At 64.9% G+C, this 20,134-nt stretch carries 18 protein-coding genes; 7 read left to right on the forward strand and 11 right to left on the reverse strand.

Annotation, left to right across the window (positions count from 1 at the left end):
* Positions 1-55 precede the first annotated feature (55 nt).
* The 3 genes from GKZ68_RS09960 (at position 56) to GKZ68_RS09970 (ending at position 5,740) form a co-directional block, all read left to right on the forward strand.
* Positions 56-1,324, forward strand: coding sequence for an exonuclease SbcCD subunit D C-terminal domain-containing protein (locus tag GKZ68_RS09960; protein WP_173113982.1), 1,269 nt, complete (start codon positions 56-58; stop codon positions 1,322-1,324).
* 99 nt (positions 1,325-1,423) lie between these two features.
* Complete coding sequence (locus GKZ68_RS09965; protein ID WP_173113985.1) at positions 1,424-1,945, forward strand: hypothetical protein; 522 nt, start codon at positions 1,424-1,426, stop codon at positions 1,943-1,945.
* 69 nt (positions 1,946-2,014) lie between these two features.
* Positions 2,015-5,740 carry an AAA family ATPase gene (locus GKZ68_RS09970; RefSeq protein WP_173113988.1) on the forward strand — a complete coding sequence of 1,242 codons (3,726 nt, stop codon included), beginning with the start codon at positions 2,015-2,017 and terminating at the stop codon, positions 5,738-5,740.
* 207 nt (positions 5,741-5,947) lie between these two features.
* Here GKZ68_RS09970 and GKZ68_RS09975 read toward each other — a convergent pair whose 3' ends face one another.
* Positions 5,948-7,066, reverse strand: coding sequence for a DUF6687 family protein (locus GKZ68_RS09975; protein WP_173113991.1), 1,119 nt, complete (start codon positions 7,064-7,066; stop codon positions 5,948-5,950).
* Positions 7,067-7,083: 17 nt separating this feature from the next.
* Positions 7,084-7,419 (reverse strand): HNH endonuclease, encoded by a 336-nt coding sequence (locus tag GKZ68_RS09980; RefSeq protein ID WP_254244240.1) that lies wholly within the window; start codon positions 7,417-7,419, stop codon positions 7,084-7,086.
* A 167-nt stretch (positions 7,420-7,586) separates the two neighbouring features.
* Here GKZ68_RS09980 and GKZ68_RS09985 point away from each other — a divergent pair, with 167 nt between their 5' ends.
* Positions 7,587-8,045, forward strand: a complete 459-nt coding sequence (locus GKZ68_RS09985) for a hypothetical protein (RefSeq protein WP_173113994.1) — start codon at positions 7,587-7,589, stop codon at positions 8,043-8,045.
* A gap of 1 nt (position 8,046) precedes the next feature.
* Here GKZ68_RS09985 and GKZ68_RS09990 read toward each other — a convergent pair whose 3' ends face one another.
* The 5 genes from GKZ68_RS09990 to GKZ68_RS22055 all read right to left on the reverse strand — a co-directional run bounded on the left by GKZ68_RS09990 (position 8,047) and on the right by GKZ68_RS22055 (position 11,518).
* Positions 8,047-8,640 (reverse strand): hypothetical protein, encoded by a 594-nt coding sequence (locus GKZ68_RS09990; RefSeq protein WP_173113997.1) that lies wholly within the window; start codon positions 8,638-8,640, stop codon positions 8,047-8,049.
* Positions 8,641-8,758: 118 nt separating this feature from the next.
* Positions 8,759-9,241, reverse strand: a complete 483-nt coding sequence (locus GKZ68_RS09995; RefSeq protein WP_217275355.1) for a glycosyltransferase — start codon at positions 9,239-9,241, stop codon at positions 8,759-8,761.
* The gene (locus GKZ68_RS10000; RefSeq protein WP_173114004.1) at positions 9,130-9,936 is read right to left on the reverse strand and encodes a glycosyltransferase; all 807 of its coding nucleotides are present in this window, start codon (positions 9,934-9,936) and stop codon (positions 9,130-9,132) included. The genes GKZ68_RS09995 and GKZ68_RS10000 overlap by 112 nt, the downstream gene beginning before the upstream one ends.
* Positions 9,937-10,073: 137 nt before the next feature.
* A complete protein-coding gene (locus tag GKZ68_RS10005) occupies positions 10,074-11,168 on the reverse strand; it encodes a lipopolysaccharide biosynthesis protein (RefSeq protein WP_367949228.1) in 1,095 nt (364 codons plus the stop codon).
* Positions 11,051-11,518, reverse strand: a complete 468-nt coding sequence (locus GKZ68_RS22055; RefSeq protein ID WP_254244241.1) for a hypothetical protein — start codon at positions 11,516-11,518, stop codon at positions 11,051-11,053. The genes GKZ68_RS10005 and GKZ68_RS22055 overlap by 118 nt, the downstream gene beginning before the upstream one ends.
* 124 nt (positions 11,519-11,642) lie before the next feature.
* Here GKZ68_RS22055 and GKZ68_RS10010 point away from each other — a divergent pair, with 124 nt between their 5' ends.
* The 3 genes from GKZ68_RS10010 to GKZ68_RS10020 all read left to right on the forward strand — a co-directional run bounded on the left by GKZ68_RS10010 (position 11,643) and on the right by GKZ68_RS10020 (position 14,329).
* Positions 11,643-12,716 (forward strand): hypothetical protein, encoded by a 1,074-nt coding sequence (locus tag GKZ68_RS10010; RefSeq protein WP_173114010.1) that lies wholly within the window; start codon positions 11,643-11,645, stop codon positions 12,714-12,716.
* Positions 12,717-12,830: 114 nt separating this feature from the next.
* A complete protein-coding gene (locus GKZ68_RS10015) occupies positions 12,831-13,598 on the forward strand; it encodes a hypothetical protein (RefSeq protein WP_173114013.1) in 768 nt (255 codons plus the stop codon).
* Positions 13,599-13,600: 2 nt separating this feature from the next.
* Positions 13,601-14,329 carry an O-antigen ligase gene (locus GKZ68_RS10020; protein ID WP_173114016.1) on the forward strand — a complete coding sequence of 243 codons (729 nt, stop codon included), beginning with the start codon at positions 13,601-13,603 and terminating at the stop codon, positions 14,327-14,329.
* Between the two features lie 96 nt (positions 14,330-14,425).
* Here GKZ68_RS10020 and GKZ68_RS10025 read toward each other — a convergent pair whose 3' ends face one another.
* From GKZ68_RS10025 to GKZ68_RS10040, 4 genes are all read right to left on the reverse strand, one after another.
* A complete protein-coding gene (locus tag GKZ68_RS10025; RefSeq protein WP_173114019.1) occupies positions 14,426-15,676 on the reverse strand; it encodes a PP2C family protein-serine/threonine phosphatase in 1,251 nt (416 codons plus the stop codon).
* 102 nt (positions 15,677-15,778) lie between these two features.
* A complete protein-coding gene (locus GKZ68_RS10030; RefSeq protein ID WP_254244242.1) occupies positions 15,779-16,954 on the reverse strand; it encodes an ABC transporter permease in 1,176 nt (391 codons plus the stop codon).
* 2 nt (positions 16,955-16,956) lie between these two features.
* Positions 16,957-17,214, reverse strand: coding sequence for a hypothetical protein (locus GKZ68_RS10035; protein WP_173114022.1), 258 nt, complete (start codon positions 17,212-17,214; stop codon positions 16,957-16,959).
* A gap of 108 nt (positions 17,215-17,322) precedes the next feature.
* Positions 17,323-20,052 carry a glycogen debranching protein gene (locus GKZ68_RS10040; RefSeq protein WP_173114025.1) on the reverse strand — a complete coding sequence of 910 codons (2,730 nt, stop codon included), beginning with the start codon at positions 20,050-20,052 and terminating at the stop codon, positions 17,323-17,325.
* Positions 20,053-20,134 lie beyond the last annotated feature (82 nt).

The following is a 20,134-nucleotide window of genomic DNA, read 5'->3' on the forward strand; positions in this document are numbered from 1 at the left end:
TGGTTGCCCACCCTGGCGACCGCTTATCTTTGGGTAGATTCTGTTTTTGCTGTTAATGCGCGTACTGCACACCGCCGATTGGCACTTGGGCCAGCACTTTCTTACCGGCCACGAGCGCCTTACCGAGCAAAAGGCCTTTCTGGACTGGCTGCTGGCCATTGTGCAGGCCGAAGGAGTGGAGGCGCTGGTGCTAGCCGGCGACGTATTCGACACGACCACGCCCTCGCACGCCGCGCAGGAGCTGTACTACGATTTTCTGGTGCACCTGCAAGGCACCGGCTGCCGCGATGTGGTGATAGTGGGCGGCAACCACGACTCGCCCACCCTACTCAACGCCAGCCGCCGGCTGCTGCGGGCGCTGCGCATTCACGTGGTAGGGGGCGTGCCGCCCGACCCCGCCGAGCAGATTATCGAGCTGGCCGGGGCTAGCGGCCGGCCGGGCCTGGTGGTGTGCGCCGTACCGTTTTTGCGCGACCGCGACCTGCGCTTGGCCGTGGCCGGCGAAACGCCCGACGAGCGCCAGCTGCGCATCCGCGACAGCATTGCCGGGCATTATAAAACCCTGAGTGAGCACGACCTGGTGCGCCGCCTGCGCGAGCACGACGTGCCGGTGCTGGCGACAGGCCACCTCTACGCGGCCGGCGGCGAGGCCCGCGAGGGCGCCGAGCGCGACGTGCACATTGGCGGGCTGGGCGTGGTGGGCGCCGAGCACTTCCCTGGCACTTTCGACTACGTGGCGCTGGGGCACCTGCACCGCCCGCAGGTGGTGGGCGGGCGCCCGCACATCCGCTACTCGGGCTCGCCGGTGCCGCTGTCCTTCACCGAGGCCGACGACCGGCAGCAAGTGCTGCTACTCGATTTTGCGGGGGCCGGGGCGCCGGCCATCACGCCGCTGGCGGTGCCGGTAGTGCGCCGCCTGCAACGCTTTCACGGCGAGCTGGCAGAAGTAGAGGCGGCCATTCTGGCGTTTGATAACGAAGCCTTTAGCCTGGTAGCCTGGGCCGATGTAGTCGTTTACGCCGACGAGCCCACAGCGGAGGTGCAGCGCCGGGTGCAAGCCGTGCTGAAGGAGCGCCGCGCCCACGTGCTGGCTCCGCGCGGCGCCCGCCACCACCGCCTCACCGAGCTGCCCGGCCTGACCAGCCCCAGCGCTGATGCGCCCCTGGAGCACCTCCACGAGCTCACGGTAGAGGAAGTATTCAGCCGGCGGGTGGCGGGCCTGCCGCCCGAGCGCGCGGCGGCCCTCACGGCCACCTTTCAGGAGCTGCGCCAGCTGCTGGCCGAGGCCGACCCGCTGGCCTGGGGCGGTGAGGCAGAAGCCTAATATTTTAACCAATAAATAATTCTTTGTTATTCCCCCAAGCCTTGCTTGTTTGTTGGAGAGGAATAGGGGTAATTTGCATCCTATTCTTTCCCGCATCCCATGAAAAAACTAATACTCCCCTTGCTCGTTTTGGCTGGCATGAGCACGGCCCGCCCGGCGCAGGCGCAGGCTGCCCTGGTCAACCTAGTTGGACTAGGCGTGCGCCTGGGCGCCCAGGCAATTTCGGGCAAAAAGGCCGCTACTCCCCAGCAGGTGATAAGCGCTGCTACTCCGCAAGCTACTGCCGAGCAGGCTGCGGCTACCCAGGCAGCCGTATTGTCGGCGGCACCGGCCCAACTGGTGATGCACCGCACCCCGGCCGATAAGCTGCCCAAGCAGGCCGCCGAGCAGATTACCACCCTCGAAGCCCAACTCGACGCCTGCCACGCCACCATGCTGGCCAGCCCCACCGGCGCGGTGCGCACACCCGAGCAGCGCGCTGCCATTCAGCAGGCCGCCGTGAACGTGGCTCGTGCCAAGCCAGGCTTCGACTTGCAACCCTACCAGCAGGAAATGGCCTATTATATGGCCGAAGATGCGCGCCGCCAACAAGCAGCCGCCCCCGCCGCGCCGGCTAAGTAGGCTAGCCGTCCTTCCTAAAAAAATACGCCCGTCCCAGCTACCAGCGCGGGCTAGGGCGTATTTTTGGGTATGAAGATTATCAGCCTGCGCTTTGCCAACCTCAACTCGCTGCCGGGGCCCTACCTCATCCGGTTCGACGCGGCGCCGCTGGCCGACACGGGCTTATTTGCCATCACCGGCCCCACGGGGGCGGGCAAAAGCACGCTGCTCGACGCCATTGCGGTGGGCCTCTACGGCCGGGTGCCGCGCCACGACCGCCAGGTGGGCGAGATGGTGAGCCGCCACGCGCCGGCCGCGTTTTCGGAGGTCGAGTTTGAGGTGCACGAAACCAACGCCGACACCGGCCACACGCGGCGCGTGCGCTACCGCTCGCGCTGGGAAGTGAAGCGCAAAACGCGCGGCGACGACAAAGGCGGGCTGGGCCAGGATGCCATGACGCTGGTTTTCAGCCCCTCGGGCGAAGCCGTTATCAGTGGCAAGGAGGCCGTGCCGGCCAAGGTGGGCGAGCTGTCGGGCCTCGACTTCGGGCAATTTGAGCAGGCCGTGCTGCTGAGCCAGGGCAAATTTGCGCGCTTCCTGCACGCCCCCGAGAGGGAGCGCAGCGCCTTGCTCGAAAAGATGACCAACGTGGGCATCTACTCGCGGCTGTCGGTAGCGGCGTTTGAGAAAGCCAAGGAAGAAGAGCAGAAAACCCAGCTACTGGCTGCCCGCCTCGATGCCACCCGCCTGCTCACTGACGCAGAGCGCGCCGCCTTGGAAGCCCAGCTCGATGCCCTGAGCGAGCAAGCGGAGCAGCACCACGAAGAAGAGCAGGAATTAACCGTGTGCCTGACCTGGCGCACCATCCTCGACCAGCTCGACAAGCAGCTGCGCGATACTACCCGCGAAGTAGAAAGCCTGCGGCAGACCGATGAAGCCCTGCGGGCCGACTTTGCCCGGCTAGCGGGCCACGAGCGCGCCAATGCCAGGGAGCTGGCCACGCCCTTGGCCTTAGCCGAGCTAGCCAGCCAAACGCTGCAGCGCTGCACCGAGCAGCTGAGCCACTTGCAGCTCGCCCTGCCCAGCCTGGCCACGGCCACTACTACCGCCGCTGCGGTGCTGCAAGAAGCTACTACGGCCCACCTCGCCGCCCAAAGCCGGGAAGATGGCTTGCGCCCCGTGCTGGAAACCGCTCGGCTGCAGGACGCCGCCATTGCCACCACGCGCCAGCAGCTGCACAAAAGCCGGACCGCGCATGCCGAAAACCAAGCTACCCACCAGCTGGCCGAGGCGGCCTGGCACCAGCAGGTGCAAGAGCTGCGTGGGCTAGCCGAGCAGCACACCGCGCTGGAGAGCTGGCTGATTGCTCACAGCCACGAAACCGACCTGAAAAACCAGCTCAACGTGCTGGGCCGCGAGATTATTGACTTGCAAGGCGCTCAAAAGGAAGCGGCTACGCGCGAGGCCCGTCGCGGCGAACTGCTCAAGACTCAGCAGGCCGTGGCTGCCGACCTGAACCGGCAGCGGCAGTTCGAAGCCGAAGCGGTAGCCCTGCAGCAAGCTATTAAGGATGAGGGCCAGCCCTGCCGCACCGAGCGCGATGCCTTGCTGCACGGCACCACGCCCGCCGAGCTGGCCCAGCGTGCCGACGACCTCACTACTTACTTGCAAGGCCTTCACTTGCTGCTGCCAGAGGCCGTGGCCGCCCACGAGCACCAGGCGCGGGCCAACGAGCTAGCCAGCCAGCTTGCGCAGGAAGCGCCGGCTTTGGCAACGGCCGAAACCACCGTGCGCCACCTCGAAGCGCGGCAAACCGATGGGCAGCGCCTGCTGGAAAGCCTGCGGCGCGAGCTGCGCGCGCAGCAGGCCCTGGCCGACCTGAACACCCACCGCCAGCAGCTACAGGCCGGCGAACCATGCCCGCTGTGCGGCGCGCTGGACCACGCTTTTGCCGCCGGTTTTGCCGCCGATGCCAACGAGCAGGAACTGCGCGTAGCAGCCCAGCAGCAAGCGCTGGCCGACCTTGCCGCCGAGCTGCGCACGCTAACCCAAGACGTAACCCGCCGCCAAACCGAGCAGCGCCAGCGCCAGCACCAGCGCCACGAAGCCGCCGAGGCCGCCGAAGCTGCTCGCCGACAGGCGCAGGAATTAGCCGCCCCGCTTGCTCCCACTCCACCCCAGCCCGCCGACCCAGCCGCCGTGCGCGCGCTGCTAGCCACTACAGCGACCGCCCAGGCCGCCGCCGTAGCCAGCCGACGCCGGCTCGCTGCGCTGGATGAAAAGCTGGCCATTCTGCGCGAGAAATATTTGGCGGCCGGCAAGTCGGCCACCGACGCGCAAAGTGAGATGCGCCTGCTGGTGCAGCGCCAGGAAGCTACCGCCTCGGAACTGAGCAAGCTGGCGCTGGAGCTGGCCGACTGGCGCGAGCAGGCAGCTATTTACCAAAACACCATGCAGGATATCCTGCGCCCGCACCAGCTGGCGGTGCCCGCCCGGCCACCCTACGACGGCCTGCTGGCCACGCTCGAAGACCGGGCCACGCACTACGAAGGCCAACGCGCCAGGCTCGAAGCCGGGCGCGGCCAGCTGCTGGAGCGCACCGCCCAGCACAAAGCCCACGGCGAGGAACTGACGCGGCAGCGCCGGCAGCTAGCCGCCACTAGCGAAGACCTGGATGCGCAGCAGCTGGCCCTGGAGCAGCAGCTAGCCGCCCGCCTGGCGCACTACGCCGGTGCCGACCCGGCCACCGAGGCCGAGCAGCTGCGCCGCCACACCCAGCAGCTAGCCGATGCTGCCCGGCAGGCCGAGCAGCGGCACACCCAGCAGCAGCAGGAGCTGGCCATTCAACAGAATGCTTACGCCGCCATGCAGACCCAGCTAGCCACCCACCGCCTGGCACACACCGAACACCAGGCAGAGCTAGCCGCCGCGCTGGCCGCCGCTGGCTTTGCCGATGCGGCCGCTGCCCAGGCACTGCTGCTGCCCCCCGCCGAGGCCACGCGCTTGCAAGAGCGCCGCCAAGACCACCTCACCGCCACGGCCGCCGCTGCCCGCCGCCTGGCCGACCTCACGGCCGAGCAGCAGCACCATGCCGAGGCAGGCCTCACGCCACTCAGCGCCGGTGCGCTCACGGCCCAGCTCAGCGCGCTGTCGGCCGCCGATGATATTTTGCAGCAAAAGCTCGGGGCCGTCAGCAACCAGCTTGTGCAAGACGATAGCGCCCGCCAGCTACTAGCCGAGGGCCTGCGCGAGCTGCAGCTGCGCCAGCTAGAGCAGCAGCGCTGGCAAGACCTGGCCGAGCAAATCGGCTCGGCCAAGGGCGATAAGTTCAGCCAGTTTGCCCAGGGCCTCACCCTCAGCCATCTGGCGCGGCTGGCCAACCTGCGCCTGCGCCAGCTTACGCCGCGCTATACTATTCTCAAAACGCCCACCCGCAACCTGGAATTGCTCATCATCGACCACGACCAGGCCGATACCGTGCGCCCGATGGCTTCGCTTTCGGGCGGCGAGAGTTTTTTGGTGAGCCTGGCCCTGGCTCTGGGGTTGAGTGAGCTAGCCGGCTACAAGGCGCGTATCGAGTCACTGTTTATCGACGAGGGCTTTGGCACGCTCGACCCCGACTCGCTCAACACGGCCCTCGATGCACTCGAGCGCCTCCAGCATTCGGGCAAGATGATTGGCATCATCTCGCACGTGGCCGACCTCAAGGAGCGCATCGGCACTCAGATACGCGTGCAGCCTGGCGCCGGCGGCAACAGCACCGTGCGCGTGGTCGATGTGGTGGGCACCGAAATCAGCTGCGAGGATAGGTATTAAGACAACTGGCAAACAGCCCGCTGTTCACGCTGCTAGGCTTGTTTTGCAGTAAATTCCTTGTAAAAAATGTTCTGCGGAGCATATCGAAGCCTCGCTACTGCGCCGCCAGGGTTCGTACTTCAACGATGCGGCAGCGAGGCTTCGATATGCTCCGCAGGACCGACGATTTTTCCGGGCTTTCCTTATAATTGAGAACAAGGCTACTATCTATTGCCCGTTTCTGACGGCCCGCACCTCGGCCCAGGTCCAGTATTTTTTGGGCTGAACACCAGCGTAGCCTTTTTGCAGAAAAGCCACTACCTCCTGCTCCATCACGCTGGGTACCAGGCTAGAGGCGTAGATGGGCCGGCCATCGGGGTCGGCGTAGCGCTCGGCTTTGGTAAGCGGCCGGCCAGCCAGGCGCAGCAGCGGGCCAGTGTCGGTGAGCGGGTCGGCCGCCCAGCGGTAGTTACTCTTTTCCAGTTCGTTGAGCCTGACGGCCAGGGGTGCCAGCGGCAGGCGGGGCAGCGTGGCCCGGCTTGCGAGGTCTACCCAGGTGGTGTATTTGCATTCCAGTTCGTAGCGCTGGCCGTCGTACACACTCAGCACCCAGTCGAAGCCCGCCGTAGGGCCAAAAAGCGCGTAGTATGGCACCGGCCGGGGCGTGCGGAGGACTACTAACCCGATTTCAGGGTACTCCTGGCGCTGCGTGAGTGCGCCTGGGCCAACACCTTCCAGCGCGGCCGCGGCCTGCCGCACGCGGGTATATGCCGGCTCCCAGGCGGCGCGGCCGGCCTCGGCATTTTGCACTAGCGCGGCGAAGCGCGGCAAAAACCAGGCAAACTTGTCGGCCGAAGCCTCGTCTTCGCGGCGACGGCGGGCGGGCGCGCCGAAGGGCTCGTAGAAGCGCGCTTTTTCCTCGGCATTGAGCCAGCAGGCTAGCCGCAGGGCGTGGTCGGCCAGGGGGTGCTGCCAGTCGATTTCGCGAAAATCGCCCAGCGCGGCCGTTAGGCGCAGTAAGGTTTCGTGGGCTGGGGCCAGCTCGGGGTGCAGCATCGCCCACACCCCAATGAAGCCATCGATATCAAAGTGATTGGCCGTAACGGCCCTGGCTTCCAGGCCCGGCGTGGCGGGCGCGTGCAGGGCGCGCAGGCACGAGCCGGCGCTGGTATCGTCGCGCAGGGCGGCGGGCGTAGCGGCCCCGCGCCAGTGCGCCAGCGTGAGCGCCGCGCCCAGCCCGGTGCTATCGACCACAATAGTGGGCTGCCGCCGCAGCTGCCCAAATGGCACGAAATAGCGGGAGCTATCAGCCTGCCCTTCGGCAGTTTGGCTATTAACGAGTGGCATTGGATAAGGACTTAAGGCTAACCGTTGGCGCGGCGATTACGAATCTTCTCTACCCTGGTTTTACGAACCCAGCTTAAGTAGCCTTGCAGCTCTTCGGCGGCGCGCAGGGCCGCCACTGTAGGGTAGTGGCGAGCCAGGGCGCGGTTGCTGAGGAAGCAGTGCACGCTGCTGTGGCAGGGCTGGCACAGGTCTACGGTAGCGCCGTGGCGGCCACCTTCTTCGCGCGGCACGAGGTGGTGGCGGGTGGTTTGCTGCACGGCCCGCTCGCAGAGGCCGCAGCGGGTTTCGAGCGAACGCTGGGCGCGGGCCATGGCCTCAGCAGCGGCCTGCGCAAGTTGCTGGCGACGAGTCACGAGGTAGTGAAATAAGTAAAATACTAGTTACCGGTTTAACTTAAATAAAGAACGGAGAGTTGCGAAATTGGAAGCTATGCACTTATATTGACCGCCGTTTGGCGAGTTGTGCCAGTATTATTTTTCCGCGAAGCTTTCATCTCTTTTTTCTCACTTTTTTTCTCTAAATGGTACACTATTCTACTACTTTACCGCTGCCCGCCGGTCTGCTGCGGCGCGGGGCAGTCCTATTGATTTTGCTGGTCGGCAGTCTTTTTGCGTCGAGCGCCCACGCCCAAACCTGGATGGTTTCAACCACGCCCTACATCAAGCTGGGCGTACTGGATAAGTACAACGCGCTGGGTGGCTACACCGCCGTCTTTATCGTCACTAACGAGAAGAACGGCCAGGAGTATCTGCTTACTAAGCAGATAGCGAAAGGCGAAAATGGTGTAGACGTTTTCTTCCCGACCGAACCCAGCGACCCCGAGTATTTCAAGAATACGCAGGGCCTAGCCGCGCAGCCTACGCCGGGCCGCTACCACTGGGAATGCCGCGTAAATGGCAAAAAGGCCGTGGGCGGCTTCTTCAACTTTCCAGAAACGGGCAACGACATCACCGTAATCGGGGGGTCGGCGCAGCGCTAGCCTAGCCCCGCACCACGCGCATAAAGGGCACGCTATCGGGGAGCGGGCCGAGCAAATCGGCCAGCGCCTGGAGAAAGCGGCCGGCCGTATCGGGCCGGCCGGCCGGCGGGCCGGGCGCGTGGTGGCGGTGGTGCTCGCCGCGCAGCTCGCCCAGCATAGTGGGCGTGCCGGCTTCCTCGGGGCTGCGGCCCAGGGTGGCTTCGAGCAGGAAATAGCGCGGCAGGGCTTCGTCGGGCGGCAGGTCGTCGGCCTCGTCCTCATCGTCGTCGTCGGGGATGCGCGAGTGGTCGTCGGGGTCGGCCTCGGCCTGCTCGTACACAATGGCGGCCAGGTGCGCCTCGCCGGTGGCCAGGGGGGGCGGCAGCTGCAGCAGTGCCGTGGCCCGGCCCGCCACCTGGTGCCAGCTCAGGTGCAGGCCCCGGGGCGGCACCCGCTCGCGCGGGGGCAGGCTTTCGGCGGCTTTGTCCCACATATACAGCAGCAGCTCGCGGGCCAGCAGCGGGTCGCCGAGCTCGCGGCGCACGGCGCCGGGCCGGCGCCACACCAGCTGCGGCAGCATGAGGTAAGCAAAGTGGTGCGGGTGCGGACGAGCCATTCGCAGTGAACAATTAATTAATGAGCAGTGAGCAGATAATAGCTACGGGCTATATTACGCAGAGCGACAAATATAAAATCTGGAGCCGGCTAGCCCGCCGCTCAGCCCTGGCCCTGGCTCACTGCGCGTCACTTAGTACCGGCTGCCCACTTTGCATAGCCAGCTGCACGGCTTGCCACAGCACCTGCGCGGTGCGCTCCCAGGTGAAGCCGGCGGCATTGGCTAGGCCGGCGGTCCGCAGGCGGGCGCGCAAAAGCTCATCGTGGGCTAGCCGGCGCAGGCCTTCGGCAATGGCCGCCGGCTGGTGAGGGTCGCAGAGCACTGCCGCCGCCGGCCCGCCCGCCGCCTCGGGCAGCGACGATACATTGGCGGTAAGCACCGGGCAGCCACTAGCTTGCGCCTCCACCACCGGCAGGCCAAAGCCTTCAAAGAAAGGCACATATACCGTGGCCAGCGCCGCCGCGTAGAGGTCGGCCAGGTCGGCCTCGCTCACGCGGCCGGTAAAAGCGACGGCGGCCTGCACGGCGGGCGGCAGGCGGCGGAATACCTCAAATACTGGTCCTGCCTTCCAGGCCGTGCGGCCCACCAGCAGCAGGCGCACCGGGCCGGCCGCCGCGCCCCCTCGGCCTTAAACAGCGCAAAGGCCCGCAGCAGATTGCGCAGGTTTTTGCGCGGCTGCAAGGCGCCGACAAACAAAAAATACGGCTGGCCGTGGCTGAAGCGCTGGCGCGTGGCTGCCTGCATGGCGGCCGGCTGCGGCGCAAAGTGCCGGGCCGGCGCATTATGGGCCACCAAAATATTTTGGGCCGCCAGCCCGTATTGCTGGGCAATGTCCTGGCGCGTGGCATCGGACACGGCCACCAGCTGGGTGGCGGCGCGGGCAAAGCGCGGCAGGAAATAAGCGTAATAGCGCGCCATAGCCCAGCCGATGTCCTGGGGCCGGTGCAGGTAAGCCAGGTCGTGCACCACCACCACGCGCGGCACGCTGGTGCCCAGCACCGTAAAGCCTTCGGGCGAAAGCAAAGCGGCCGGGCGATGGCGGCGCAGCCAGTGGGCTACCGCGCCTTCGTACCAGGCCAGCATCAGCAGCGGGTGGCGGGCCGGGGGCAGCAGCACGTGCGGAACTACGTTGGGGCCCAGCAGATAGCGCGGGTCGTAGGCACGGTCGAAAAGGAAATGAAACGTGCACTGGGGCTGCTGTTGCACCAGGCAGCGCAAGGCCTCGAAGGTGTACCGCCCCAAGCCTTCGAGGTGGCCGCCGGGCAGCAGAAAGCGGGTCGTGACGGCGATGTGCATGGGCGGGGCTAGGGTACTGGCGGCGGAAGAAGCGGACGCCGAATCAGGAACACCAACTTTTTTCTAAAGCCCAAAACTAGGGCCGCCGGGCAAACTGCCGCCGCTGCCTACCCCGCAAATATTATGCAGGCCCCGGCCTAGCCTTTCTGTGGGCCAGGACGCAATTGGCGCAATTCACGCAGCTGCACCAGTCCGGTGAGCGGCAGCAGCCCGGCAAAGCAAGCACTCATCAGCCCCGCCTCCAGCCACCACGGCAGGGCTAGCCGGGTGCGGGCCAGGTACCAGGCGCCGCACAGCAGCCCAAAGGCCAGCGCCAGCCGCGCCAGCAGGTGCCAGGGCACCGCAATATCCATGCGCCGCGCCACCAGCCACACGTAGCCGCCCGACACCAGCACGCCGCTCACGAGGGTATTGAGGGCGGCAGCTACGGCCCCAAAGCTGGGCAATAAGAGTAGATTGAGCGTGAGGTTGAGGCCAATGCTGAAAGCCACGAGCCAGCTCACCGGCTGCTGGTGGCGCGTGCCCGTGAGCAAGGTGCTGTAAATGGCAAAAAAGGCATTGACCAGCACATTCAGAAATAAAATCTTAAGGCACAAAGCCATGTGCGCTACTTCGGGAGCCGTGCTGTGGCCAAACTGCCAGAACAGCACCTCGCCCCGAAATAGCACGAAGGCCACCACCAGCAGCAGCGGCACGGCCACCACGCGCTGGCCCACCCACAGCAGCCGGCGCAGCTCACGGGGCCGGGCGGCGGCGTGGGCAAAGCGGGCAAAAAACAGCGGCAGCACTGTCCAGGCATACATCATGGCGGCGTCGAGCCAGCGGTAGGCGCCGGCGTAGTAGCCCGCCTCGCGGGCCGACGAAAGCCGTTCGAGCAGCACCATATCCACCCGCTCGTTGATGCCGTAGAGCAAGGCAATGAAGGCAAACGGCAGGCTGCCGCGCAGCAGCCGCCCCGCCAGCCGCCGCCGGGGCCAGCGGTGCGGCAGCCGCCCAAACAGCCGCCGCAGCAGCCCCAAAAACAGCGCCGCCGTGAAGCCCGCCGCCACTAGCCGCGCCCCCACGTAGGCGCGCAGGCTCAGCTGCCCGCCCGCCAGCAGGCCCGCCACCAAGGCTAGCGCCAGCAGCTTTTCGAGCACCGAGAGCAGCGCATCGGTATTAAAGTGCTGCCGGGCCTGCACCGGCGCCCGCAGAAACTGCCCGTACTGCGTGAGCAGCAGCCCCGCCCCCACCGCCGCCAGCAGGCCGAGCTGCGGCCCCCGGTAGCCCAGCACCCAGCCCAGCGCCAGCAGCGCCAGCAGCGAGCCCCCGTGAGCAGCCCGCGCAGCGGAAACAGCGTCGGAAACTGACTATCGGCAAAGGTGGGCTCGGCGGCCAGGCGCTGCACGGTGAACTGCGTGAGGCCCAGGTCGGCAAAAGTGGCCACTACCACGGCCAGGGCCGAGCAGGCGGCAATGAGCCCAAACGTGCCGTGGCCCAGCCGGTCTTGCACGATATTCTCGAGCAGCACCCAGCCAGGCTTCACCAGCAGGTTGAGAGCCACGGCCAGGCTGATGGTACCGAGAAAGCGTTTGGTGCGCAAAAGAAACTAGCCTACAGTGCGGTGAAAACACAAAGATAAAGCCGCTGCCAGGGCGGCGGGCAGTTTATCTTTGCCCGTTGCTGCCACGAGCCGGCGCTCGCCGCTAGCTTCGTTTACTTTATTTATGCCTTCTGACTCGCTTCTCCCTTTTTCCGCGGCTGGCCTGCGGGGCATCTTTCAGCGCTGGAAATACTTGCTGGGGCTGGCGCTGGGCCTGGCCGCCGTAATAAGCACCGTGGTGGCGTGGTCGCTGCCCAATATTTACAGCTCGACGGCCGTTTTTCTGCCTACTTCGCCCCAGAGTACCGACCCCGACCGCCTGGTGGAGGGCTCGAAACTGGAGGTGGGCGCTCGCTCCGAAGACCTCGACCGCGTGCTCACCATCGGGCAGTCGCTGCCCCTGGCCGAGCAAATGATTCGCCGCTTCAATCTCTACGAGCATTACCACATCGGCCAGCCCGGCACCGATGCGGTGGAAAACAATACGCTGGCCGAGTTCAACAGCAACCTGAGCATTGTGCACAACGAGCGCGACGCCATCGAGCTCACGTTTGAGGACCGCGACAAGAAGCTGGCCGCCGCCGTGGCCAATGCCATGGTAACGGCCATCGACTCCATTAACCAGCAGCTGACGCTGGTGAACCGCCGCAACGTGCTCGAAATCTACCGCCAGCGCTCGGGCCAGCTCGGGGCCAGCTACGAGCGCACCCGCCAGCGCCTCATTGCGGCGCGCCGCCGCTACGGCATCTTTGGCCTGGAGCAGCAGGGCCGCTACCTGGGCAAAGCCGTGATTGACACCGAAAAAGAGCTGCGCATGGCCGAGGCCGGCGGCCCCGGCAACGCGGCTAGCCTGCGCCGGGCCCTGCGTGGCCTCACCCAGGCCGACGGTGGCAACGTGATAAACCTCGAAAACTGGACCAAAGGCGCCGACTCGGTAAATCTACTCACCTCGCGCCTGGCCGACCTGCAATCGCGCTACGTAGGGTCACAGGGCGCGTTTGAGCAGGCTGAAACGGCCCTGCGCAGCCGGGTGTCGTCGCTTTACCTGGTGCAAAAGGCCTACCCGGCCACGCGCAAAAGCAAGCCCTTCCGCACGCTTATCGTGCTAGGCTCGGTGGTGATTACGTTCGCGCTCTCGGTATTCCTCATCCTGCTGCTCGAACTATACCGCCGCCGGCCATCTGCAATCACCGATTAGCTAGTGGTCACTTATCACTCCTTATTAACTGTTGGCTGATAACTGCGGCGGGTTTATTGCTGGCTGATATCCGCTGGGTGCCACCTGCTCACTGCTACTTGCTACCTGAATTTAATGCGCCAACTCCTGCTTCGCCTGCGGCCCGCCGATGCCAGCCAGCAGCTGTTTCTGGGCTTCGTGGCGCTGCTGCTGCTGGGCGGCGTGCTGGCGGCCGGGCTGCGGCAGCCGGCGCTGCTGGTGCCCGCCCTGGCCGTGCCGGCGCTGGTGCTGGCCCTCACCCGCTGGCAGTGGCTGTACTACGGGCTGTTTCTGACCCTGGCCTTTTCGCACGAAATCAGCCTGCCGGGCGGGCTGAAAATGGACGTGCCCTCCGAGCCGCTGATGCTGGCGCTGCTGGGCTGCGTGCCGCTGGCGCTGCTGCTGGGCCCCGGCGGCCTGCGCCAGCTAGCCCCGCGCGAGTGGCGCCACCCGCTGCTGGTGCTGCCCCTAATGCTGCTCGCCTGGGCCACACTCGACACTTTTTTCTCGGTCGATAAGCTCAAGTCTGTCAAATACCTGCTGGCCAAGTGCTGGTATCTGGCGCCGTTTCTGCTGGGGTCGCTGCTGGTGCTGCGGCGCCCGGCCGATTTTTGGCGGCTAGCCGCCTGCTACGTGGGCGGCGCGGTAGTGAGCCTGCTGTGGGTGCTGCCGCGCCAGGCCAGCGTGGGCTTTAGCTTCGCCAAGATTAACTGGCCGATTCAGCCTTTTTACACCAACCACGTTATTTATGCCACTACGCTGGCGCTGCTGCTGCCATTTGCGGGGGGCTGGCGGCGCAGGCCACCACGCCGGGCCGGCGGCGGCGGTGGCTGGGGGCCGGGCTGCTGCTGCTGTTTGGGCTGATTATGTCCTACACGCGGGCCTCGTGGCTGTCGCTCCCGGAGGCAGCTTTGGTGTACTGGGTCATGCGGCTGCGCCTCACGCGGGTGCTGCTGCTGGGGGTGGCGCTCGGGGTGGCCGGAGCCACCGTCTACTTCGTGAGCAATGAGAACTTTATGCGCTTCCGACCCAATTTCGAGAAAACCATTTGGCACGGCGGCAACCTCGCCGCGCACCTCCAGTCGACCTACAAGTTTCAGGATGTGTCGGGCATGGAGCGGGTATACCGCTGGGTGGCCGCCGCCCGCATGATTGCCGATAAACCCCTGACCGGCAGCGGACCTTCGACCTTCAACCCCACCTACAAGCGCTACACGGTGTCGAGCTTCCGCACCTACGTGAGCGCCAACCACGAGGGCTCGACGGCGCACAATTATTTTCTGCTTCAGCTGGCCGAGCAGGGTATCCCGGCTTTTGCACTGTTTTGCCTGCTGGTGGGCACCACTTTGCTCACGGCCGAGCGCCTTTACCACGCCACCCGCCCCTACCCCGAGCTGCACCGGGTGGTGCTGGTGGTGAGCTTATCGTTCGTTATTATCCTCTCGCACTTGTTTCTCAACGAGCTGGTGGAGAACGACAAAGTAGGCTCCATCTTTTTCGTGACCCTGGCCATGCTCATCCGCTGCGGCACCTGGCTGGAGGAAGCTCAGGCCACCGAAGTCTCAGCAGCTCGGCAATTGACGGGGCAAGCCTAGCGGGCGGGCCGCCAGTGCCGCCACTCGCGCGCCCGGCCGGTCGAGCCCGCAGGCGGGCGGTGGCAGCCGGCCACTGAGCAGCGGGGGTTGCAGTATTTATTTCACCCGCAGGCTCAGCATCGTCACGTCGTCGGCAAAGCGCTCGCCGTGGATGTTGAAATCACGGATGCAGGCCAGCAGCTCTTGGTGGAGGCGCGGCAGCGGCAGATAGCGGTTGCGGCTCAGGGCGCGCAGCACGCTGCCCTCGCCAAACTCCTGTTGCTGGGCGTCAAATACCTCCGTCAGACCATCGGTGTAGATGAAGAGCAGCGAGTGCGGCGGCATGGCGGCTAGCCCCACCTTGAAGCGGGGCAGCTCGGGCATAATGCCCAGCATCACAGTACCATCGTGCAGGGGCTGGGGCGGGCCGGCATCGGGCAGCAGCAGCGGGTCGTTGTGGCCGGCGTTTACGTACTCCAATACCTGGGTGCGGCGGTCGTAGAGGGCCAGGAAGGCCGTGATGAACTTCTCGCCGCCCGAATTACGGAAAATCAGGTGGTTAAGCTCGCGCACTATCGTTACCAGGTCGGCGCCCTGGCGCAGCAGCGTGCGCAGGCCCGCCTGAAAGTTGGACATCAGCAGCGAGGCCGGCACGCCCTTGCCGCTCACGTCGGCCACGCACACCAGCAGGCGGTGCGGGTCGATTTCGACCACGTCGTAGTAGTCGCCGCCAATCTCGGTGTGCGGCTGGTAGGTGGCGTGCAGCGCGTAGCGGGCATTATTGGGCAGGTGCTGCGGAAACAGCAATTGCTGCACCTGCTGGGCAATCTCAATTTCGCGGCGCACGGAGGCCTCGGCCACCAGCAGAGCCTCGCGCTGGCGGGCCAGGCGCAGGTTGGCCACGGCCCCGAGCAGAATATTACTCAGCGTTTCGAGAAACGACAAAGCCTCGCGGCTGGCATAGTCGCCCTGCATGGTGCCCACAAACACCAGCGCCTGCACATCTTCCTGCTGGCGCACGGGCACCAGCAGCTCAAAATTTTGCCAGGCAGCGCCCAAACTCAGGTCTTTGACCAGGCACGTGGGGCCGGGGCACCAGTCCGCCACCTCGGCGGGCAAAAAGTGCGAGTCATCCGCCAGCGAGGTACCAAAGTTCACCTTCAGCCGAAAAGCGCCTTCATCGAGCACGTAGAGGGCTAGCCGGCGCACGCCCAGCTGCCCGATGAGCGTGAACTGATATATTTTGTACAAATCTGCCTCGGCCGAATCGTGGGTGATGGCCTGGGTGATTTCCAGCAGCGCGCCCAGCTCCCGCTCCTTCAGGAAGAGGCGTTTTTCGAGGCCAGCTACTGCGGCAGTTTGGGGCATTGGGCAGGAAAAGGGCCGGTGGCTTTACAGGCCGGGCAGCGGTGAATAAACAGGAAGGCGCTACAATAATACGCCCAGCCGCCTAAGCAGCCAATGACGAGCTTAGGTAAGCTGCGTTTTGGGGTCGAAGGCGTCGCGCAGGCCATTGCCCAGCACATTAAAGCTCAGCACCAATAAGCTGATAGCCAGGCCTGGTAACAGGGTTAGCCACAGGCCGGCCTCGGTGCCGAGCAGGTCGTAGCCTTCTTTCACCATCAGGCCCCAGCTGGGGGCAGGCGGCTGCACGCCCAGGCCCAGGAAGCTCAGGCCGGCTTCGAGCAGGATGGCGGCGGCAAAATTGCTGGTGGCCAGCACGATGAGCGGCCCGCGCAGATTGGGCAGCAGGTGCACGAAGATGAGCCGGCTGGTGGGCAGCCCCAGCACCCGCCCGGCCTCGATAAACGTGGCCGAGCGCAGCCCCAGCACCTGCCCGCGCACCACCCGCGCCACGTCGACCCACATGGTGAGGCCCACGGCTACAAAGCTGACCCACACGCCTTTACTATCTAATGCCAGCGAAATGCCAATTACCAGCATAATGCCGGGAATGCTCCACACCACCGTCATCAGGCCCAGCAGCAGGCTATCGACCCAGCCGCCGAAGTAGCCGGCCACCGCGCCCACCGCCACGCCAATAATGAGCGAGATAAGTACCGCTACCAGCCCGATGCCCAGCGAGATGCGCGTGCCCAGCAGCAGGCGGCTCAGTTCGTCGCGCCCGGCTTTGTCGGTGCCTAGCCAGTAAGTGCGCTTTTGCACACTAGATACAATAAGGTGTTGCTTAGTAGTATTACTTTTCTGTTCCAGGTGTACTGGACCAAGAGCCGGGTCACCCGTGACTACCAAAGGCACTATTACTAGGGAGTTACTCTGAGCCTCCGCAACAGGCACTTCCAGTACTCCTATCTTTCCTCGCCACCACACAGCTATCGGAGAATTTATGGCCCGTAGCGAATCGGTACTAGTGCGCCGGATGAAGCGGGCAGTAAAGCCGGGCGGCTGCTTTTGTAGCTGTACGAACCCATTGTTGGCGTTGGGCGACGGGTCGGGCAGTATCCAATACCCTAGCAGCGCCACCAGCGCGCATAGCCCGATGAAGACCAGCCCGGCCACGGCGGGGCGATTGGCCCACAGGCGCTGGCGCACGTAGTAGCCGGGCGTGCGCACCGGGGGGGGCACCACCACGGCCGTATCGGGCGCGGCCGGCAGGGCATCGGGCAGGGCGGGCGCGGCGGCCACGGCTAGCGGGTGTTGTGCTGAAGCAGCCCCTCCTTAGAAGCCAGGTAGCTGGCATCCTGGCCCAGCGCGCCGAAGGACGTGGGCTCGTAAGCCAGCTCGGTGTCGGGGTCGGGCCAGTAGTAGCGCACCAGGCCGCGCTCAAGCAGGCTACCCAGCAGGGCTAGCAGCTCGGGCGTGGGCAGGCCGGTTTTTTCGCGCAGCGCCCGAAAAGGCGTCACAAAATATAATTCGTCTAAGAGGTCAAATTCGGCGTCGGTCATGGCCAGCAAAAGTACTTCTGTTTGTCTTTGCGAGCAGCTGGTAGCGCATGGTAGCGCAGACTTTTAGTCCGCGCGAGGGGGCGCTGGCTATGGGACTACAAGTCCGCGCTACTTGCTCACTTTTCGCACGCGCAGGTAGTCGAGCATGGCCTGGTTCACGGCGCCATTCATATTGGCGTTGGCCGGCTCGAAGGTGAGGGCCAGCGCATTTTTGCCTTTGGCCAGGCGCACCAGAATGGGGTTCGAGAAACCCCAGTTGCTCCACTCGTCGACGCCGCGCTGGGGCAGCACCACGGTGCCGAGCAGCGCGCCGTTCGCATCGCGCAGGGTGCGAATGGCGCACTTGTTATTGGTGTTGATGGGCCCGTTGCCGTTGGCGTAGCGGAAATCGAGGGCGTAGAGGCCGGCCTCGGGCGCCTCGACCGGGATGATGAGGCGCGGGTTCTTGGCCGTGCTCACTTCTATGAATCCCTTGCCGCTGAAGCCTTTGTAGGCATAGCTAGCGGCCGGCGCCACGGTTTCGAGCTGCACCTCGGTGGCGGGCGCGCCCACCGGCAGCGGCTCGCTGGCGAAGGACTCCAGGCCCTTGTTGTCGATGGCTATAACCTGGTATTCGGCGTAGCCGCCGGCCGGCACCGCGTAGGTGAGCGCGCCGCTGGCGTTCACGGGCTGGCCGTTTTTGAGCACGCGGTACGTTTGGGCGTCCTTGATAGCGGGCCAGCTGAGCTGGCTGCCCACTAGGGTCACCTGGGGCGTTTCGGGGCTGAAAAGGTTAGCCACGCGGTTGGTTTTCGCTGCCGCCGGGGCCTGGCTCTTGAGGATGATGCGCAGCGCGTGGGCGCCGGTGAGGCTAGCCGGCACGGCGGCACCGGCCAGCGGCTGGCCGTCGAGCTTAATCTCTTGTATCTCATTACCGTAGCCCAGCATCTCGATAGTGAGCACGGCCTTGCGGTACTTGAAGTTCAGGAGCTTGCGCTCGCCCTGCAAGGCCTGCGGCACGAAGGGCCGGAAAACCAGCCGGTCGGTTTCGTAGTGCATGCCAAACAGTACCTTGTACACCAGCCCCAGGCTGCCCGAGAGGCTCCAAAGCATGTTGGAGGAGTTAATCTGGGTGCCGGCAAAGTCGCCGTTGCCGGCCACAAAATTCTCTTTATTGGTCAGAAACAGCGCGGCCGGCCGGTACACGGCGGCAATGCTTTCCATGAGCGAGGCTTCGTTGCCGGCCTTGGCGGCGGCCAGCGCCCAGAAGCTCTGCACGAAGGGCCACACGGCGTCGTTGTGGTAGGGCGGAATGCCCGGAATCTGCGGGTAGATGCACGAGATGCCAAATGGCACGGTGGGCGTTTTCTCCACCACCATTTTAGCCCGGCCAGGGTCAGTCACGTCAAACAGCACGCTCAGGGCCTCCCCCAGCGCCTCGGCCTTGGGCGATACCACCGGAAACACCCGGCCGTAGCGGTACTGGCCGTAGTAGCCGGCCTTATCGAGCCACAGGTGCTGATTAATAGCCTGCTTAATGGTCGCTGCGGCCTGCTCGTGGCGGCTAGCCACGGCCGCGTCACCGAGCTGCCGCGCCATGAGGGCCAGCACCGTGTTGGCCTGGGCGTGCACGGCGTTGGTGCCCAGGTTCTCACTCTGGTAAATATCGACCGGCTGCATCCAGCGCGGGTAGGTTTCCTCGCGCCAGTCGAGAAACGACGACTCGCCGCGCACGAGGCCGGTAGCCGGGTCGTAGGCATTCTGGGCGTCCTCTTCGAGCGACTTTTTAATGACCGGGTATACTTTACGCAGCCAGGCCTCATCGCCGGTCACTTTGTAGATTTCCCAGGCCGCCACGGCCCACACCACGCGGTCGGTCGAGCACGGGTAGGCGCCGCCGGTGCCCGTGTCCTGAATAATGCGGCCCTCGGGGCTCACCTTGCGCAGCAGGCTTTTCATGGCCGACTGGGGCTGCAACGTGGCCTGGGCCAAGATAATAGAGTAGCTGATGTCGCGCGTCCACACGCCCGCCCACTCCTTGCCGGTACGGAAGGTGCTGTCGGGCTCCACGGCCCGGCGGGCTTCTTCCAGGGCCAGGTTGTAAAGCGCGTCGGCTAGGGGGTAATCGGATTTATACTGCGGAAAATCGTCGGTGGCAATGGTCTTTTTCCACTGCTGAGCCGTGGTTTTGGCGGCGGCCGGCTGGTTGAGCGTCAGCGTTACCTCGTAGATGCCCTTGCCGTCGGGGTCGTGCATCTCCAGCTCCGGCTTGTTCACGAGGTTGTCAAAGTCCCAGCTCAGCGGGGCCGGCGTGCCCGCCACAAAGACTTTCTTAAAGTCCTGCTTATAAATCTTTTCGCCCTTGAAAGTAGTGTAGAAGCCCTGCTTGGCAAAAGCGTCGAGCACCGGCCGCAGGTCGAGACGGATTTTCACCTTGGTATTGGGCGCTAAGTACTGGCCGCTGGGCACGGGCCGGGCATCGACGTAGCGCTGGCCAAAGGCAATAACCGGCGTTTCGATGGCCGCGCCGGCCGTAGCGGGCAGGGCCAGAAACACGTTGTCTTGGCCGGGCGGCAGCTCGTTGTCCTTGCCGTTGAGGCTGAACTTGAAAGTGATTTGCGGGCTCTGCGTTTCGTTGGCCGGACTGCGGTAGTTGGAGTGCAGCTCGGTGGCCGACACGGCGCGGGCGTGGCTGGGGCCCTGCACCACACTGTCGCGATACACCGTGTAAGCATCTGAATGCCAAACGACTTCGGCCGGGTCGCCGGCCGCCGCTTCGCCGGTGCCGGGCTTCGACTGGCAGCTCGCCAGCAGCAGGCCGCTAGCCAGCACGGCGGCGCTCAACTCGTAATAATTCATATTTGAAGCGATAAAAGTGCCATAATTATCTGCGATTGCCGCGCTGCGCTCGCAATGGCAAACGAAGTTTTAATGCTTTATC

The sequence above is a fragment of the Hymenobacter sp. BRD128 genome, from assembly GCF_013256625.1.
Taxonomy (GTDB): domain Bacteria; phylum Bacteroidota; class Bacteroidia; order Cytophagales; family Hymenobacteraceae; genus Hymenobacter.

Bases quoted from the DNA above. Each gene is read 5' to 3' on its own strand.
- GKZ68_RS09960 (WP_173113982.1), top strand. From the start codon at position 56: ATGCGCGTACTGCACACCGCCGATTGGCACTTGGGCCAGCACTTTCTT.
- GKZ68_RS09965 (WP_173113985.1), top strand. From the start codon at position 1,424: ATGAAAAAACTAATACTCCCCTTGCTCGTTTTGGCTGGCATGAGCACG.
- GKZ68_RS09970 (WP_173113988.1), top strand. From the start codon at position 2,015: ATGAAGATTATCAGCCTGCGCTTTGCCAACCTCAACTCGCTGCCGGGG.
- GKZ68_RS09975 (WP_173113991.1), bottom strand. From the start codon at position 7,066: ATGCCACTCGTTAATAGCCAAACTGCCGAAGGGCAGGCTGATAGCTCC.
- GKZ68_RS09985 (WP_173113994.1), top strand. From the start codon at position 7,587: ATGGTACACTATTCTACTACTTTACCGCTGCCCGCCGGTCTGCTGCGG.
- GKZ68_RS09990 (WP_173113997.1), bottom strand. From the start codon at position 8,640: ATGGCTCGTCCGCACCCGCACCACTTTGCTTACCTCATGCTGCCGCAG.
- GKZ68_RS10000 (WP_173114004.1), bottom strand. From the start codon at position 9,936: ATGCACATCGCCGTCACGACCCGCTTTCTGCTGCCCGGCGGCCACCTC.
- GKZ68_RS10010 (WP_173114010.1), top strand. From the start codon at position 11,643: ATGCCTTCTGACTCGCTTCTCCCTTTTTCCGCGGCTGGCCTGCGGGGC.
- GKZ68_RS10015 (WP_173114013.1), top strand. From the start codon at position 12,831: ATGCGCCAACTCCTGCTTCGCCTGCGGCCCGCCGATGCCAGCCAGCAG.
- GKZ68_RS10020 (WP_173114016.1), top strand. From the start codon at position 13,601: ATGTCCTACACGCGGGCCTCGTGGCTGTCGCTCCCGGAGGCAGCTTTG.
- GKZ68_RS10025 (WP_173114019.1), bottom strand. From the start codon at position 15,676: ATGCCCCAAACTGCCGCAGTAGCTGGCCTCGAAAAACGCCTCTTCCTG.
- GKZ68_RS10035 (WP_173114022.1), bottom strand. From the start codon at position 17,214: ATGACCGACGCCGAATTTGACCTCTTAGACGAATTATATTTTGTGACG.
- GKZ68_RS10040 (WP_173114025.1), bottom strand. From the start codon at position 20,052: ATGAATTATTACGAGTTGAGCGCCGCCGTGCTGGCTAGCGGCCTGCTG.